Raw genomic sequence first — 17,979 nt, 5'->3', positions numbered from 1 at the left:
TTAACCGAACCTGTACTGAATCCCGAACTCCCCCCTTGGATATGTCCAGTCAATTGCGCCTTCAATACACGCTACTCTGCATGTCCCGCATTCGAGGCATCCTGCGTATTCTACCGTTATTTCGTCCATATCTTCGTTGTATGTGTAAAGATGACCAGGACAGACATACAGGCAGTACTTTGATTTACATTTAGTCCTGCATATATCGTGGCGTATTTGAATATGGCTGTCTTTATCTGTTTTGAATGCATCAAGGGCAAGTTTTTCATCAACTTTCATGTGACTCACCTATATTTTTTTCATTCCGTAGAGTGTTTTTAACCTTTTCATGCTCAGTGCTCCTGAATTTTTCAGTCCTTCCCATATAGTCTTGCTCAACCTTTCCTTGGGCTCCCTGCCGAACCACATTATTTTTTCAACAAGGGCAGGGAAAAGGTTCGGATAATATGAGAAAAAATCACTGTTATCAAGAAATTCAGGCATCTCTCTGCAATTATACAGGTCTTTCAATACAAAACTTTCTTTCAGCCTGTTTTCATAATAGGAAAGTGTCTGTGCCGAATAGTCATTAGATGCTTTTGCTCTTATAATAGCCTCTGCTGCAATCACACCTGAAGCTATGGCAAACTCCATACCCCTTACCGTTACGCCCATATTCAAGGCGAAGCCCGCTGCATCACCGGTTACCAGTATGCCGTTCCCGTAAAGTTTCGATATGCCGTTATAGCCTGATTCCGGGATTATATGGGCAGCGTATTCTGCAAGCGTCCCCCCTTCAATAAGACGTTTAACCTCATATCTTTCTTTAAAGGCGTCTATTAACGTATGTGCTTCTATGGTCGGGGACTTTTCCATAAGCGCCCTTATTCCAACCACTATGCCGAGAGAGATCGTTTCTCTGTTGGTGTACAGGAACCCGCCGCCAAACATACCTTTTGTCACATCCCCCACAAAAAGTTGCGCAACACCCTCGCCCCTATCCACATTAAATCTGTCGTTTATCTTCTCTTCAGAAAGCTCAATAACTTCTTTAATGCCGACAGCATAGGCCTTCGGCTTCATTTTCGGCTTAAGTCCGGCCTGTTCAGCCATAAAGGAAAGGGCGCCGTCTGCTGCAACTGTTACGTTTGCGTATATTTCCTCTTCACCTGCCTTTATGCCTGCCACGTTTCCGCCCTCCCACAACAGAGAATCCACCCTGTATTTGGGTATGACAAAAACACCTTTCTCCATCAGTCTGTCCGCCAGCCATCTGTCAAAATGTGCCCTGAGTATCGTATGGCTATGTGCTGCATGTCTGAATTTTTCCCCGGTAAAGTCTATTCCGACGGAGTTTCCTTCTCCCAGCAGGCTCCACCTTTCCCTTACGACCGTTCTTTCAAATGGGGCGCCGTCAAGCATGGTTCCGGCAAGTTCCCGTATGGGTTCGATGTATAGCCGCCCGCCAGTTACGTTTTTGCTGCCGGGGAAATCTCCCCTCTCGACGACAATTACCTGCATATCCTGTTCTGCAAGCATATACGCACATGAAAGCCCTGAAAGCCCTCCCCCGACGATGACTACATCAATCTTTTCCATAATTAATTCATATTTAAACTATTTTTCTTGAATAATCAACTTTAGATTTGATTGGGGTTCCGGACTTTATTACCGGATGCAGCCGGAACACTGTTTTTGTTTTCCACCAGCAAACAGATACCGGGCTATGCACGTTTTGCTCGTTACAATTGAAGACTTGAGGACGTGTCAGAGAAAATCGTTGACACAGTGTCAACGATTTCTGAAATATCCGGAAAGTCAACACTGAAGATACTTCCCCGACGAGATCAAAACCGCCGAATGCGAAGTGCTCAAACACCTTAACGACCTCCCCGAACTCAAAGGCCTGCCTGCCGAAGGTTCGGCGCAGGCAAGCGACTGGAACGGCAAGCAGAAGCTTACCGCCATCGAAAAAGTCTATCTTGAACTTTCCGACCCGACCCATCCCGTCAGCATCAAAATGGCAAAGATGCAGGACATCCCCGGAGATACGCATTATTGAGGGCAATGGAACACCATGAAATTTAATACACCGATAGAACAAGGGAGTAACATATGAAGCCAATAAGACTTTCGGCCCATGCCGCAGAACAGCTTGTTCCAAGAGGGGCAACAAAGGAAGAGGTTGTTGAAACAATTACTTCGTCTGAATGGCAGCCTGCTGAATCGGGACGCCTGGAATGCAAAAGGGAATATATATATGAAGCAATGTAGAATAAGAAATATTACCAGATAAAACAGGTGAAGCCTGTCTTTGTTGAAGAAGAGAATAAAATTGTTGTGATTACGGTATATACTTATCATTGCTCACAGGAGGGAAAGTCATTAGAATTTCTTACGATTCGAAAGTGGATGCACTATATATTCGCTTTATTGAAACTACAGTCACAACAAAGCATGTTGCCGAAGGAATCGTCGTTGATTATGATCCTGACGGGAAGATTGCTGGTATAGAGATACTTGATGCAGTAAAGAGATTCGGCAGCAAGGATGTCTTCAAAAAAGTAACGCTTGAAGACATTGCTCTCATGGCCTCGTAAAGAAACAGTAAAGTATGTCTCAGTTTCAGACGGAGGGGACAGTCGGGACATCATTCACTTATTTCACTTACCATAACGCCTTATTCACGGCAACGGGTTCCGGAACTGCAAATCGTGAGAAGGTGTTCTAAAACATTTTCAGAAACTGTTGCTGAAAATACCGAAACCTCCCCAAAGCCAATAGAGACAGAGAAATGCAGGGGGCAGGCCAGAAAGTCTATGCCGGGTGATGGGCGCAATGAGGTACGTTTCTAAAACAGTTTTAGAAAACTCTTTAATCCTTATAAACCGAATACAGTCCTTGTCTTACTGACTCTCAGCACCGTTTGCTGAGAGTTTGAAGATAGCCGAAAAAGGACCGCTTTTTAGACTTGCCCACCGGACTCTGGATTATACAGGTAATCCGGTTCCGGTCCTTGCCTTCTGCTTATAATTCTTCTTTTGTCTTCTTCAGTTCTTCTTTCAGAATAGGCAATATATTAAAAAGGTCATCAACTATGCCGTAATCGGCATACTGGAATATAGGGGCATTCGGATCCTTGTTGATTGCAACAATAACCTTCGATGTATCCATCCCCATTGTATGATGAAGGGCCCCTGATATGCCGCAGCCTATATAAAGCTTTGGAGATATGGTCTTACCGCTTTTCCCTATCTGGTCGTCATAGTCTCTCCATTTGGCGTCGACAACAGCACGGGAAGCTCCTGCCCTTCCTCCCATGATATCTGCGACTTCTTCAAGTGCCAGGAAGTTTTCAGGGCCTTTCATGCCCCTGCCGCCGCAAATAATAAAATCCGCTTCCTGTAAATCAATTTTTTTTGTGCCGGCCTTATTTACGCCAAGGACATTCACCCTCGTGTCTTTTTGTACATCCACCGTTTCTTCAATAACCTCACCGTTCAGCATCTTCTTTTCAATTGAGAAAGTATTGGGTCTGAATGTTACAAATGCAGTTTTACCACCTTTGAATGCAACCCATGAAATGATCTTCCCTCCAAAAAGCGGTTTTTTAATCTTTGCATCTTCGCCTTCAAAGTCTATGCCGATTGCATCAGAGACTATCGGTGCATCCAGTCTTGCGGCAAGCCTTGGGAAAAGGTCTTTACCGGTTATAGTGGAGGCCCCGAAAACCATATGGGGATTATATTTTTTTATAAGACGTTCCATTACATGCGTATAGGTATCCCACCTGTATTCCTGTAGAATATCATTATCCACAATGATAATCTTATCGGCATGAGCCTTTAATTCTTCTGCTGTATGCCTGAGATTACTACCTATAAGCACTGCATATGAATTGGAGGAAGTATTTTCAGTAATCTCTTTTGACTTTGACAGAAGTTCGAATGATACCTTCCGCACTGCACCATCTTTACATTCTATAAATACAAATATATCCTTTGACATATCCGCTCCTCTTTTATAATGCTTTAGCTTCTTCTTTTAAAACCTTTATCAGGCCTTTTACCTTTTCCTCCGGCGTTGTTCCTTCAATAATCTTAACAGGAGGCCTGCTTTGCGGAGTTTCATAAAAAAGCACATTTGTTTTCGCTGCGCCTGAATCTAATATCTCCCGTGCAAAACCCAGGGAGCAGGGGTCTATCGCCGGTATATTTGCCTTCATTGCCTTCATAACACCGGTAATGAGCGGGACTCTCGGCTCATTTAACCCTTTTTGGGTAGTAAAAAGCGCAGGCAATTGCACTTCTATGGTTCCCCTGCCGCCTTCTATCTCGCTTTCCACTAATGCCTTGTTTCCATCTACAATATCCAGTTTCATAATCGCACTCACATGGGGTATCCCCAAAAATTCAGCCGCCATCGCACCTATATTTGAACTTTCATCATCAATTGCCTGTCTGCCGCACAAAACAAGATCAAAGCCTTCCTGTTTTGCAAAAGCAGCCAGAATCTTTGCTGTAATCAACGGGTCATCGCTATCCAGACCGGTATTATCCAGTAAAAACGCCTGGTCAGCGCCCATTGCGATGGCTGTCCGTAATGCTTCAATGGCCCTTTTGGAGCCATACGTACAAACTGCAATCCAGGTTCCTTCTGTTTTTTCTTTGATGCTTACGGCCTCTTCAACAGCAAACTCATCAAAAAAATTCATATTATACTTGTTTTCAATCTCAAGCGATTTTTTATCGCTTTTTATTAAAATTCTTGCCTCTGTATCTGCAACCTGCTTGATAAATACCAGAATTTTCAACTTACCAGCCTCCTTATTCCAATCTGATATTACGGATTTTAGATTCAGGATTTACAAATAAAAACCGATTAGTTTTATATGGATTTTTAAATTTGCAATTCTAAATTCTATATTCGCAATTTACAATTTTCCTATTATAACTTTTCCAATAAAATCCTTCAAGACTTCATGCGTTCCTCCGCCGTAAAGGAGGAATCGCGCATCCCTGAAATATCTCTGGGACTTGTATTCATAGGCAAAGGCATTAGCACCATAAATTCTTGTCAATTCATCAACTACTTTAAGACATACTTCAGTTGCGTACATCTTTGCTTCAGCGGCAACAACCCTGCTTTCCATGTTGTTCTCCAGCAACCACGAGCCATAGTAAATCATCAGCCTTGCTGCATTCATCATGGTATCCATATCGGCAAATTTCTCTCTTATCAACTGATAATTACCTATAGGTTGTCCGAAGGCTACCCTTTTTCTTGCAAATTCCAATGCTTCACGATATGCCCCCCCTGCGATGCCAAGGGCCATTGCGCCCGTCATTAACCGTACTTCGTCCAGGATATCGCTTACATAGGATACGCCTTTTCCAGGTTCGTCGCCGAGTAGGTTTTCATATGGCACCCATACGTTATCGAATACAAGTTCCCCGGTAACAGTGCCCCTGCATCCAAGCTTGTGGATAATCTGACCGCTTGAAAAACCGGGCGTTCCCTTTTCTACTAAATAAAAGTTCAGCCCCTTCAAACCTTTTGACGGATCTGTTGTGGCCAGGACAGTACAGAAATCACATATGGGTCCGTTTGTAATCCACATTTTCGTTCCGTTTATCCGCCAGCCGTCTCCGTCCCGAACAGCCAGCGTTCTTGTGGCGCCGAGGTCGGAGCCTGACTGATCTTCCGTGAAGCACATTGTTGTAATCTTTTCCCCTTTCATTGCAGGATACAGGCACCGCTCCTTGATTGCGTCACTCCCAAAACGGTATATGAAATATGTTCCCATAAGAATATTCATTATGACACTCTGGGCGAAGCCTACAGAGCCGCGAGCAATCTCTTCATAAAAAGTCATGCACATGATCTTATCTGCATTTAAACCGCCTATTTCTTCAGGATAACGCAATCCAAGATAGCCCAGCTTCGCAAATTCCTTCCATAGTTCCCATGGAAACTCATCCTTCTCATCTATTTCCTGAGCCCTGGGGGCAACTATTTTGTCTATTGTGTCGGCAACAGTTTTTTTAAAAAACCCTTGTTCTTCTGTTAATTGAAAATCCATAATATTCCCCCATTGAAAAATATATTACTGCTAATTTGTATACAATATTTAAAATAGATCCGACTTGTCAAGCAAAAATGTTAACTATGCTTCAACAAAACCTATCAATTTATTTGCCCTCATAGGGTGCTTCAGTTTTCTTAATGCCGTTGCTTCTATCTGTCTCACCCGCTCTCTTGTTACGTCAAAGACCTGCCCGACCTCCTCCAGGGTATGATCATATTTTTCTCCCAGACCAAACCTCATGCGTACCACTTTTTCTTCTCTCGGCGTCAGAGTGGCGAGCACCTTGTTTAACTGTTCCATAAGATCAAAGGATATGACAGTATCCTGCGGTGTTTGTGCCTGTTTATCTTCAATAAAATCAGCAAGGTGAGTCTCGTCATCGTCGCTCATCGGCGCTTCAAGAGAAATCGGTTCTTTTGTTATCCTTAAAACTTTCCTTACCTTATCTGCAGAAAACCCGATCAAATCTGCTATTTCGTCGGGAAGAGGCTCCCTGCCGAGATCCTGCACAAGCTCTTTCGATGCTTTTAAAATTTTATTAATAGTCTCAATCATATGGACTGGGATCCTGATCGTTCTTGCCTGATCGGCTATCGCCCTTGTAATTGACTGTCGTATCCACCATGTGGCGTAAGTGCTGAATTTATAACCTCGCTTATGTTCAAACCTGTCTACAGCTTTCATTAATCCGATGTTGCCTTCCTGGATTATATCCAAAAGGGAAAGCCCTCTGTTTATATACCTTTTTGCTATGCTTACCACTAATCTGAGATTGGCCTTCACCAATTCGTTTTTTGCGCAGAGGCATCTCCTTTCGGCATCTTCAATCCTATTTAGATAAAACTTGAGTTCCTTCGCAGAAGCCCCGGCCTCCTTTTCAATCTTTTCCAGTCTTTTATTGAGTGTAGATAATTGCATCTCCCTTTCCTTACTGCTGCCTTTGCAACATCTTTCCATATCAACTTCAATCCTGCAAATCCTTTCAACATACTTTTTTATCCTGCAGGTAATATTTTCGGTAATTTTTTTACCCAAATTAATTTCGCCGATTATTGCCTTTATTTTTGCCCTGTATTTTGCCCTGTTGCCGTTGCCGTTATCTTTAAATTGCAGATAGACGCATTTCAGTTCTTCCAGAAGCTCAATTATCTTTTCTTTCTGTAATTCTATGTCGCTTTCTGTTTCATCATCTTCTTCGTCATCGCCGAAAATTATGTCTTTCATACTTGCATTTGATGTTTTCAGGGATGACAGGGCATTCAATAATTCTTTAACAGTGCCTGGAAAAGAAAGAATAACTTTTCTGATTTCTTCTTTGGCCTGTTCCATTCGAATGGCAATATCTTTTTCACCTTCACGTGTGAGCAATGCAAGATCAGCCATCTCTTTGATATAATGTCTGATGGGATTAGCCAGTTCATCAACATATACTTCTTCAAGATCAGCGTTAAAAACCTCTTCAAATTTTTCAGTATCTGCAAGATTTGTTTCGGTTTCCCCTTCCAGATCGAAAAGCTCCATATCATCGAATATGCTCTCGGGTTTATCACTGCCTTTTACGATAAGATACATTTCTTTATTTTCCTGATTTTCATCAGTAGAAAAAAATATCTTCGCTTTATCGGCCATTTTTACCTCACTTTTTATTGGTTGGTTTTAAAAAATGCCAGCACCTTTTGTTTCTCATTAAGAAGCTCCATGATCTCCTTTTCATCTCCCCTTTTTTCTGCTTCTAATAACCTTTCCGTAATTTTTTTTGCTTTAACTTTTATGGATTTATTTTCTACATGCCTGAAATAATCCAGCAAAACCTTCTCTAATTCATTCTCCTCATACCCCGCTACATCAAAAACAGCATTTGTTACCAAATCTCTCAAACTATCCTTTCCCAGGACGTTAATAAAATTGTTTACCTCCATGTCTCCTTTTTCATCAAAAAACTCACACATATTCAACAATATCTCTTTTATTTCGGCATCTTTTATGTAATTTATCACCTCCTTTTCTTTGAATATCCCGAGCATACCCGGTTTGCCTATCAAAGCCCCGATAACCCTTCTTTCGATAATACTCGATGAAATATGGTTGCCGGAGAGTTGTTCTGTTGCCTTCTCCTTTAATCCTTCCCCGAAATGATATTCTTCCACCCCGGTTAATTCCGACAATCTCTTTATATAGAGCCTTTTTTTCACACCGCTTCTTATGCCTTCAATGTAAGGCAGAACAGATTTTATAAATTGGTTCTTGTTTTCCAGCGTTCCTACTCCCCACTTTGCCATGCAGTAGTCAAAGTAATAATCCAGTATGGGCTTTTTTGTGTCGATGACCTTGTTCAGGCCGTCTATCCCTTCTTTCTTTATAAAGCTATCCGGGTCATTGCCATCGGGTAATACAACCATACTGCCGTTAATCTCCATATCAGAAAGCCGGCCTATCAACTTTAAGGCGCTTTTTATGCCTGCTTCGTCACCGTCAAGCATAAGGGTTATATTTTCGGTATAATTTCTTAATCTTGTGAGCTGCACCTCCGTTACCGATGTACCAAGCGTGGAAACAACGTTCTTCAGACCTGCTGTATATAAGGCAATAAAATCGAAGTATCCTTCGACAATGAATACTTCGTTCTTTTCGGTTATGTATTTTCTTGTTTTGTCAATACCGAACAATGATGCGCCCTTTGAAAAGATAGGGGATTCAGGTGAATTTATATACTTGGGGAACCCGTCTTTTTCAATTGTTCTTCCACCAAAGCCTATAACCTTTTTGTTTACATCAAAAATCGGGATTACAATCCTGCCCATGAATATATCGTATATATCATTATCCTTAATCCTTAAAATCCCTGTATTCAAAAGGATATCTCTTGGTATACCGGCATTTTTTATAAATGTCTGGATTACATGTCTTGACCTGTCACTGTAACCGATCTTAAATTCATCAATAACATCAGAGGTTATTCCTCTCCCGGCGAGATACTCGCGGGGAGACCTGGTGTTTTTAATGTTATGATGGTAAAAATCAGCCAGTTTCAACATTGCATCAAATGAATTTGACCTTTTTGTGCCTCCCTTCTTAATCTCAACCCCGTATTCATGCGCAAGGTTTTCAAGGGTTTCCTGAAAGGTCATATTTTCGAATTTCATCATAAAATTGATTAAATTGCCCCCTTCATGACATCCGAAGCAATAATATATCTGCTTTTCAATGCTCACCGTAAAGGATGGTGTTTTTTCGCTGTGGAATGGACATAAGCCGATAAAATCTTTACCACTTTTCCTTAATTTAACATGCTGAGAAACAACATCCACGATGTTTACTCTGTTAAGTAGTTCTTCCAAAGTTGATCTCATAAAAGTTCTACCAATGTTATCCCTGCGTTCCTTTCGTCTCTTTCAATATTTTTTATGTATTTTGTTTCAAGCAGACGGTTTTTTACTGCATTCATCAGCCTGCCCGTTCCTATTCCGTGAATAATCTTGGCTTTTGATGTGCCCCGGACAACGGCTTTGTCTATAAATCTGTCAAGCTCTTCCAATGCATCCTCGACTCTCAATCCCATGAGGTTCAACTCAGATATTTCAATGTCCTGAACGTTTATGATAACCTCAGCTTCTTTCCTGACCGGTTTGAATGTTTTTGTTTTTAAGGTTTTACTGACAAGAAATTTGTTGACTTTTGTTCTGAGGTTCCCTATCACAACCTCATACATATCCCCCCCCTTATCAATATCTGTAACATAACCGCTTCCCCCCATACTATTAACAAATACGTAATCACCGATCTTAATATCATCAGGTTTTTTTATCGGATTTTTAACATATTTGTTTCTTAAAGCTGTTAATCTTTCCTTACTTATCTTTATAGACATTTTTTCATTTTTTGCAATCTCTTTTTTTATCTCTTCCAATTCTATTTCCAATTCCAATAACCTGAGGTTGTATTTTTCTTCAAATGTTTTAATAATTTCATCTTTCTTCCCCCTTACCAGGGCAAGTCTCTTTTTTAATTCTTCTTTTGTGTTTTTAAGTTCCGCAAGTTCCTCATCTGCCTTTTTCCTCGCATTTTCCAATGCGCTTACAAGCTCATTGAGCATATGCTCCTGTGTTCCCAGATATTCATAGCTTTTCTCGATGATCCTTTCCGGGACATTAATATTTATTGCGACACTGATTGCATTGCTGTAGCCTGCCATTCCATAGGTTAATTTGTAGAGTGGTTTCATCTTTTCCATATCAAAAGCCGTAGCCGCATTGATGGCAAAGGGGTTTGTATAGCCATAGGCCTTTAGAAGATTCAGGTGAGTTGTTACGACTACCCTGCACCCTTTTTCAACAAAGGCATCGATGACGCCCATTGAAAGGGCAGAGGCCTCCTGAGGCTCTGTATTGCCTCCGATTTCATCAATCAGGATAAGCTCTCCTCCAACGGCATGCTCGTATATTTCTTTTATGGTCGTCATATGGGCAGTAAAGCTGGAAAGCTCCATCGAGATATCCTGCTCATCCCCGATAATCGCAAAAACATTTTTAAAAACAGGGATCCTTGGCCTTCCGGATGCCGGGATGAATAAACCCGTCTGTGCCATGAGGGATAAAAGCCCGATTGTTTTTAAAGCAACTGTTTTTCCTCCGGCGTTTGGACCGCTTATCACCATTGCTTTCTTGCCCGTATCCATAAATATGTCTATAGGAATCGTCCGGTCTTTTTTTGATATTGCTATGAAGGGGTTCATAGCGTTTTTTATATCGATGTATTCATCGGGACCAACTTCCGGTTTTATGCAGTCAAACTTCATACTGAATAAAGCAATGGAATGGTAAAGGTCGAGTTCTGCAACGGCGTCGAGGTCTGTTTTCAGCTCACCGGCATAGTTTCGGATATATTCGGTCAGCTCTTTTAAAACCCTTTTTTCCTCTTCCTTTTCCTCTTTCTCAAGCATATTTATGCTGTTGTTTATCTCTACACATTCAACGGGCTCAACAAAGGATGTCTTCAATGTATGGGAATAGTCATGGACTATGCCTTGCAGAAACTGATTGAAATTGGGTTTTAAGGGTATAATATATCTCCCGTTTCGAATGGACACATAAAAATCCTGAAGTACGGGATTTACCGTTTCTCTTTCCATGATTCTTTCGAGCTGCTTTTTTATTTTTCCCCTGAATAAGAACAGGTCTGCTCTAATCTTGGATAATTCATAGGTCGCAGTGTCTTCAATAAATCCGTCAGGGTTGATGGTTTTTAGTATTTTAGAAAGGATGTGAGGAAATGGATTAACATTTTCCAGAATTGTTTCTATATATTGCCCTTTAACGTGCGCCTTTTTTAAAAACCTGGCAATGTTGTCGCAAGCCCTCAAAAAGGTTGACATCATCAAAAATTCGCCTGTATCAAGGATTGAGTCTTTTATAAAAGTCCTCTTCAAAACATCCCTGATATCGGGAATATCGGACAAGGGGACATTCCCGTCCCACTTTATAACCTCAATAATGTCTTCAATCCTGCTCTGTCTGAGTTTTATTTCTTCGATGGCGCCAAGAGGTCTTAGCGATGATATTAAATCGGCAGCATAGGGTGTTGCCGAATATTGTTTAAATAAATCAAGGAGTTTTAGATAATCGAGGTATGATAGTGTTTTATCAACCATAGGGGGGCTTTGACTGTCTTATAGTGAAGACAGTCTTTTAAGCACCATTCCGCTTAACGCCTTTCCGTCGATTCTTCCAGGATACTTTTCCATAAGGTGTCTTATAACCTTTCCCATATCCTTCTGGTTTTTTGCTTCCACGATCTTTATTGCTTCCTCAATCTCTGTTGAAAGTTCTTCGTCTGACAAGGCAGCAGGCAGAAACCCTTTCAAAATCTCAAGCTCTTTTTCTTCTTTATCTATGAGATCCTGCCTGTTCCCTTTTCTGAAGCTTTCTATTGATTCAATGTGTTGCTTTACCGATGTTTTTACAATACCGTAGAATTCGTCTTCTGTCAGAGCCCTAAGCTTTTCAACTTCTTTGTTCTTGATGGCAGCAAGAAGCATACGGTAAATCGATAGTCTTACAGTGTCTCTTTGCTTTAAGAATTGCTTAAGACCATCTTCAATTTTTGCTCTGAATTCCATTAATAAAGACCTTTGTCCATTACTCTCTTAAGCTTTTTTAATGCTCTTTTCTTTGCAGCAAGCATTTTCTTCTTCTTTCTTACGCTTGGTTTTTCGTAATGTTCTCTTTTCTTTATTTCAGATAATATCCCTGTTTTTTCACACTGTTTTTTAAATCTCTTAAGGGCGCTTTCGAAAGACTCTCCTTCTCTTACAATAACTGCTGGCATTCATCTTTCCCTCCTTTCATACATGAAATCTATAATATGTAAATTAAATTAGCTAATTAAACCCGAAATAACGACCAAAGTCAACAGAATTGTACCGTTTGACAGCACAAGCCATCAGCCGCAAGGGTCAGCCGGATAACTGTTTGCGGACGGGAAAGCGAAATAGTGTTCCGGCCTTGTATCAAAAAAGTCAGGACACTCCTGATACTAATTAGCCTTCAATCATATAACTTTGTTACCTCGTTGCCCGGGCGCCCTATGGGTGCTATCTCTGAATCCGAATTGGCATGAGACGTTGTTCTTGACAACCTGCATCGTTAATCATAATATTTGAGAAATTTAGCTTGCAGTATAATATCAGCTACATTGTAATGGAGCAAAAATGAGCCCTGTATTTAAAGCCGTTATTTTATTGGTATGTAGCAATGTCTTTATGACATTTGCCTGGTATGCGCATTTAAGGGAACTTAATGGAAAACCCTGGTTAATTGCAGCAATAGTCAGTTGGGGTATCGCACTCTTTGAGTATCTCCTTCAAGTTCCTGCCAACAGGATAGGGTACCAGGAGATGAACATAGGCCAGTTAAAAATATTGCAGGAAGTCATAACGCTTAGTGTTTTTGTCCCATTCTCTGTTTTCTACATGAAAGAACCGCTTAAATTAGATTATTTGTGGGCTACGCTATGTATACTGGGCGCTGTTTTCTTTATATTTCGAAGCAAATTGATCAGCGCATAAAATAATATCCGGCCAACTACATGCAGTGGCGGCTGGATTTTGTGTATTGACAGCAACAAAAAAGGTGATAACGTGGCATACGATAAAGGTTTAGCTCAGAGAGTCCGTGAAATTTTGGAAGAAGAACCCGGATTTAATGAAAAGAAAATGTTCGGGGGGATAGGCATTTTATTTAACGGAAACATGGCCTGTGGCATATTGAATGATGATATCATTATACGCGTGGGTCCTGATAATTATGAAGAATCAATGAAAAGACCCCACGCAAGAGAGTTTGACATTACCGGAAGACCTATGAAGGGCTGGGTAATGATTTCATCCGAAGGCTATGAATCAGATGAAGATCTGATAGAATGGTTACATAAAGGGGCTGAATATGCCCGATCATTACCCTCTAAGATGAAAGGCAATGCAGGAGTAGGGTAGGGCATCATGTCATCAGCAGATAAACCGTCGCAGGAGTTTCATCTAACGCCGGGAGGGTGGATTTCAGGAACATCCTGGAATTTTGACTCTATCCAGGGCGAGCCCGTGGATCGTACGATAGACGCCATAGAAACTTGGCTGGAGGAAATGGTGCAGTCAAACCTCTTTTGTTCTGACATTTATTCCTGGACCTTGATTTGGTTTGATCCATCCATCACTGATTCAGAGAGGAGGAAGGTAAGAAAACAATTTCCAAAACCTGCAGAGGAATTTCCGGACCGGTTATTTTGAAAGAATTATTGACTCTAAAACAATTCATAGACACTATATATAACAAACAGGCACTAAGCAATATTGCAGGGAAAATAAGAAAGAATAATGTTTGAATATACAATAACAGAAGATAGCTCCATCAAATGTATTACTGCAAAAGGTCGTATTGACTCACTCAGTTCATCTGATATCCAGAAGGTATTTGATGACCTCATACTCTCCGGCGAGCGCATTTTTCTTGTTGATATGGCGGCAGTCAATTATGTCAGCAGCGCAGGCCTCCGTGTATTTATCAGCACGCAAAAATCATTGAAAAAGGCCGGAGGAGAAATCATCCTCTCAGGTGTCACAGAAACTGTTTTTGAAATCTTTAAAATGAGCGGTATTATACCGCTATTCCGCATAGTAACAAGCAAAGATGAGATACCCGGACTGATCCGGAAGGATTCCGGAGGAATTGAAGTCATTACCCGTGAAATTGACGGGATAGTCTTAGAGTATATTGAGATGGAACAAAGGAAAAGTTCTCCTCTCTTTGTTGTGGGAAAACTGGATAAAACAGCGGATTCTTCATTTACAGAAGAGGACGTTGTGACAGTAAAGCCGTCAGAAATGCGGTTTGGATGCGGCCTTGCAACGTTGGGAGATGACTACGATGAATACAAGCTCCTTTTCGGGGAGTCTATGATAGCGAATAATACATTCTTTTTTTATCCTGCCGTAAAACGCTCCTGTGTTGATTTCCTGATAAATGCTAATAAAAATTCCGTTGTTACATATAAATTTTTCCACGGTTTCGGCTTTAACGGGGACTACCGGTATGTCCTCTCGTTTCAGGGGAAAAACGGTCCTGTTGACTTGTCGTCCATTATACTAAGCTTTTTTGCGATATCTCATGCCAATGTCATCGGCATTTGTATGATCGCAGAGACCAAAGGTCTCTGGGGCATGCACATTAAGCAGGTTCCTATTTTTGAACAAAAACCGGCAAATGGAAAAAGCATCTTTGACAGCGACAATTTTTCCGATTGGATAGATTATCCGGTTGAGCCGTCATACATGAATAATATTATTGTAGCAACAGGCATTGCAATGAGAGATCGGAGCTGTCTCGGCTCTGAAAGGGTATTTCTCATTCCTGAAGGGAGCAATTTCCATATCCACGGAGGCATCTTCGATAAGGCCACTATCGGCAGCAATATGGCTGATTTTGACAAAGAACTGATGCGTGTATTTAATGAATGTCAGGTATATAAAATCCAGCATATTCTTGGTCTTTCAAAGTTTTCAGCCGGCATGGCCGCTATCGTGGAGCTTGAGGCCTAAACCGTGGAACTTTGGGTCGGCGCCATAAATCTCGGATTTTTGTATGCCTTCATGGCCATGGGCGTCTTTATTACTTTCCGCATCCATGATTTTCCTGATATTACAGTTGACGGGAGCTTTGTTACCGGGGCGGCTGTAACGGCTGTGCTTACCGTTGCCGGGGTGAACCCGTTTATAGCCCTGTTGCTTTCCTTCCTTGCCGCAGCACTGGCTGGCGCCTTTACAGCCTTCATTCATACCAGGTTTAATATCAACGGACTTCTCGCCGGGATACTTGTAATGACAGGTCTGTATTCTGTCAATCTCCATATTATGGGGAGGTCTAATATTCCCCTGCTCAACCAGCCGGGCATTATCAACTATTTAAAAACAATAAATCCCGGATTGGCCTATGAAGGCTGGCTTTGTATTGTCTTCTGCGCTGTTATCTTTGTCTTCTGGGCGCTCACCTCCATTTTTTTCAAAACTGATTTCGGGATCACCATGCGGGCAACAGGCAACAATCCTGCAATGGCCGCTGCATCAGGCGTTAATGTAAACATAGTCAAAACTATCGGGATTGCCCTTGCAAACGGCCTTGTCGGCATATCAGGCAGTCTTGTGGCTCAGTATCAGGGTTTTGCCGATATCGGCATGGGTATAGGCTCTATTGTTTTCGGCCTTGCTGCGGTCATTATCGGTGAATCGGTCATAAAAATCAGGTCGGTTTACGGCAAGGCACTGAGTGTCATCATCGGGTCCATTGTTTTCAGGTTCATGGTGGCACTTGCACTTTACGCAGGATTAAACCCTATAGATTTAAAACTCACCACGGCACTTTTCGTGCTTGCCATCCTTATTGCCCCGAAAATGCTGGCAGGAAGAGGCTCAAAAATTGTCGATTCAACGGAAACAATTGCAAGAAAAATCAATGTCAAAAAGCTGGCCGCAGGCATTATTGCTGTTGTTTTAATTACGGCCGCAGGTATTCTCGGCTATAAACTGTTCAGCACGAATGTATATACTCCTTCAAAAAAAGTTCGCATAGGCGTCGTTCAGTTGACTGACCATGCCCTTCTCAACATTACCCGCGACAGTTTTATTGAAGAGATGAAAAAGCTTGGATATGAAGACAGGAAAAATGTGAGCTACTATATCGAAAATGCAAACGGGGATATGACCACCGTTAATTCAATAATTGATAAGTTCCTCTATGAAAAGGTTAATATTGTTGTTCCCATATCCACAGGTTGCACCCAGGCTGCCATTAACAAAATAAAAGACCGCCCTATAGTTTTTGCTACTGTTGCAAATCCTTTTATTCTGGGAGCAGGCAAGTCGGAAACAGATCATCTGCCTAATGTGACAGGAACCTATGGTGCAGCGCCTTCAGATAAATTGATGGAAATGGTTGCGGAAATATTACCGAAGAAAATTAAAGTCGGCTGCATTTGGGACCCATCCCAGGAAAACGCTGTATATAATGTAAAAAAACTGAAAGAAACCATAGCGCAGTATAAGAATGTTACATTCATAGGCGCAACTGTTGCAGGCTCGTCTGAGGTTTATCAGGCGGCAACATCGCTTGTCACCAAAGGCATAGATGCATTTGTTTTAACTTCGGATAATATCGTTTTTTCAGCTTTCGAATCGATTGTAAAAGCATCGGAGACGAAAAAAATTCCGATTTTCATAAGCGATGTTGAAAGACTCAAAGACGGGGCGCTCGGGGCTTGCGGATATGATTATTCTTTGAGCGGCATTCAGGCTGCCCGCATTGCCGATCGTATTATAAAAGGCGAAAAACCTGTTGACATACCATTCGAAAAATACAGTAAAATCACCAAAGGGATTAATCTTGATATATCAAAAAAACTCGGCATAACCATACCACAGAAAATACTCTCTGAAGCAACCATGGTTGGCGACAAAATAAAAAACGATATAAGGCCGAAACGGCTTGCCCTTTTTGTCTTCTCTGACAGCTATGTTTTAAAGATCTCCATTGACGGCATCATGGATGAGTTTAAAAAAAGCGGTATATTAAAAGAATACAACTTAACCGTTGATCTGAAGAATGCCCAGAATGATTATGCTACTGCCCAGGCCATAGTCCAGGATATTGTCCGCCAGAATTATGATTATATCCTGACTGTATCGTCCCTTGCCCTTCAGGTGGCGGCAAATGGAAATTCAAAAATACCCCATATATTCGGCACGGTTACAGACCCTTATCGAATGGGTATTGCAAAAAACCAAAAAGAACATCTCCCCAATATCACCGGCATTGCCACGTTTCAACCTGTTGAATCAACGTTCAAAGCAATAAAGGCTATACTTCCCAGGGCAAGGCGCATCGGGATTATATGGAATCCGGCTGAGGCAAACTCTGAGGCGTGTACTCTGAAAGCCCGGGAAGCAGCAAAAAAATATGGCTACGAACTTATTGAAAGGACAATAAGCACAACCGACGAAGTAAAAGATGCCCTGTCTGCTCTTATCAATAAGGATATTGACATCTTTTTTACGTCAGGCGACAACACGGTAATACTTGCACTTGCAACCATGGCAACCATACTGAGTGAGCATAAAATACCCTACTTTACAAATGATCCCACTGATATCGAACGCGGGACATTTTTCTCAATAGGCGCAGACTATTTCGAGGTCGGCGTAGAAACAGCCAAGATAGCGGAAAGGGTAATCAAGGGCGAAGATACGAAAAATATTCCTATCAGGGATTTTGTACCGGAGAAGATCGGCATCAATGCCGGGCTTGCAAAACTATACGGAGTGACTGTCCCCGATGCTTTCCTGAAAAAGGCCGCCATTATTAAAAGGTAAG

General features: G+C 41.6%; 17 protein-coding genes and 2 pseudogenes. 8 read left to right on the top strand and 11 right to left on the bottom strand.

Annotated elements, in window-relative coordinates:
* The gene (locus tag NT178_12870) at window positions 1-279 is read right to left on the bottom strand and encodes a 4Fe-4S dicluster domain-containing protein (GenBank protein MCX5813416.1); all 279 of its coding nucleotides are present in this window, start codon (window positions 277-279) and stop codon (window positions 1-3) included.
* A gap of 9 nt (window positions 280-288) precedes the next feature.
* Window positions 289-1,578 carry an FAD-dependent oxidoreductase gene (locus NT178_12865; protein ID MCX5813415.1) on the bottom strand — a complete coding sequence of 430 codons (1,290 nt, stop codon included), beginning with the start codon at window positions 1,576-1,578 and terminating at the stop codon, window positions 289-291.
* Window positions 1,579-1,846: 268 nt separating this feature from the next.
* Between NT178_12865 and NT178_12860 the strand changes: the two genes are divergently transcribed.
* From NT178_12860 to NT178_12850, 3 genes are all read left to right on the top strand, one after another.
* Window positions 1,847-2,041 (top strand): hypothetical protein, encoded by a 195-nt coding sequence (locus NT178_12860; GenBank protein ID MCX5813414.1) that lies wholly within the window; start codon window positions 1,847-1,849, stop codon window positions 2,039-2,041.
* A gap of 53 nt (window positions 2,042-2,094) precedes the next feature.
* A complete protein-coding gene (locus NT178_12855; protein ID MCX5813413.1) occupies window positions 2,095-2,253 on the top strand; it encodes a hypothetical protein in 159 nt (52 codons plus the stop codon).
* Window positions 2,254-2,363: 110 nt separating this feature from the next.
* A complete protein-coding gene (locus NT178_12850; protein MCX5813412.1) occupies window positions 2,364-2,579 on the top strand; it encodes a DUF2283 domain-containing protein in 216 nt (71 codons plus the stop codon).
* A gap of 427 nt (window positions 2,580-3,006) precedes the next feature.
* On the opposite strand, the gene NT178_12845 is transcribed toward NT178_12850, so the two are convergent.
* The 9 genes and pseudogenes from NT178_12845 to rpsU form a co-directional block, all read right to left on the bottom strand.
* Window positions 3,007-3,987: an electron transfer flavoprotein subunit alpha/FixB family protein gene (locus NT178_12845; protein ID MCX5813411.1), complete on the bottom strand. Its 981-nt coding sequence runs from the start codon at window positions 3,985-3,987 to the stop codon at window positions 3,007-3,009.
* Between the two features lie 13 nt (window positions 3,988-4,000).
* The gene (locus tag NT178_12840) at window positions 4,001-4,792 is read right to left on the bottom strand and encodes an electron transfer flavoprotein subunit beta/FixA family protein (GenBank protein MCX5813410.1); all 792 of its coding nucleotides are present in this window, start codon (window positions 4,790-4,792) and stop codon (window positions 4,001-4,003) included.
* Window positions 4,793-4,912: 120 nt separating this feature from the next.
* Entirely contained in the window at window positions 4,913-6,061 is a 1,149-nt protein-coding gene (locus tag NT178_12835) for an acyl-CoA dehydrogenase family protein (protein ID MCX5813409.1), read from the bottom strand.
* 84 nt (window positions 6,062-6,145) lie between these two features.
* A pseudogene (gene rpoD / locus NT178_12830) lies at window positions 6,146-7,066 on the bottom strand (RNA polymerase sigma factor RpoD).
* Window positions 7,067-7,393: 327 nt separating this feature from the next.
* Window positions 7,394-7,588: pseudogene (locus NT178_12825) on the bottom strand (hypothetical protein).
* Window positions 7,589-7,710: 122 nt separating this feature from the next.
* Complete coding sequence (dnaG, locus tag NT178_12820) at window positions 7,711-9,417, bottom strand: DNA primase (GenBank protein MCX5813408.1); 1,707 nt, start codon at window positions 9,415-9,417, stop codon at window positions 7,711-7,713.
* Entirely contained in the window at window positions 9,414-11,714 is a 2,301-nt protein-coding gene (locus tag NT178_12815; GenBank protein ID MCX5813407.1) for a Smr/MutS family protein, read from the bottom strand. The genes dnaG and NT178_12815 overlap by 4 nt, the downstream gene beginning before the upstream one ends.
* Window positions 11,715-11,732: 18 nt before the next feature.
* A complete protein-coding gene (locus NT178_12810; protein ID MCX5813406.1) occupies window positions 11,733-12,182 on the bottom strand; it encodes a GatB/YqeY domain-containing protein in 450 nt (149 codons plus the stop codon).
* Window positions 12,182-12,391, bottom strand: a complete 210-nt coding sequence (gene rpsU, locus NT178_12805; GenBank protein MCX5813405.1) for a 30S ribosomal protein S21 — start codon at window positions 12,389-12,391, stop codon at window positions 12,182-12,184. The genes NT178_12810 and rpsU overlap by 1 nt, the downstream gene beginning before the upstream one ends.
* Before the next feature lie 382 nt (window positions 12,392-12,773).
* On the opposite strand from rpsU, the gene NT178_12800 reads away from it, so the two are divergent.
* From NT178_12800 to NT178_12780, 5 genes are all read left to right on the top strand, one after another.
* On the top strand, window positions 12,774-13,130 hold the full coding sequence (locus tag NT178_12800; GenBank protein MCX5813404.1) for a DMT family protein: 357 nt from the start codon (window positions 12,774-12,776) through the stop codon (window positions 13,128-13,130).
* Window positions 13,131-13,202: 72 nt separating this feature from the next.
* On the top strand, window positions 13,203-13,556 hold the full coding sequence (locus tag NT178_12795; GenBank protein MCX5813403.1) for a TfoX/Sxy family protein: 354 nt from the start codon (window positions 13,203-13,205) through the stop codon (window positions 13,554-13,556).
* A gap of 6 nt (window positions 13,557-13,562) precedes the next feature.
* On the top strand, window positions 13,563-13,847 hold the full coding sequence (locus NT178_12790; protein MCX5813402.1) for a hypothetical protein: 285 nt from the start codon (window positions 13,563-13,565) through the stop codon (window positions 13,845-13,847).
* A gap of 87 nt (window positions 13,848-13,934) precedes the next feature.
* Entirely contained in the window at window positions 13,935-15,155 is a 1,221-nt protein-coding gene (locus NT178_12785) for an STAS domain-containing protein (protein MCX5813401.1), read from the top strand.
* Between the two features lie 3 nt (window positions 15,156-15,158).
* Window positions 15,159-17,978: a substrate-binding domain-containing protein gene (locus NT178_12780; GenBank protein MCX5813400.1), complete on the top strand. Its 2,820-nt coding sequence runs from the start codon at window positions 15,159-15,161 to the stop codon at window positions 17,976-17,978.
* Window position 17,979: the final 1 nt, after the last annotated feature.

This window comes from Pseudomonadota bacterium, from assembly GCA_026388255.1.
In the GTDB taxonomy this organism is placed as follows: Bacteria; Desulfobacterota; Syntrophorhabdia; order Syntrophorhabdales; family Syntrophorhabdaceae; genus JAPLKB01.
Note: the sequence above shows the minus strand (reverse complement) of the source record. Positions and strands in the feature narration are given on the sequence as shown.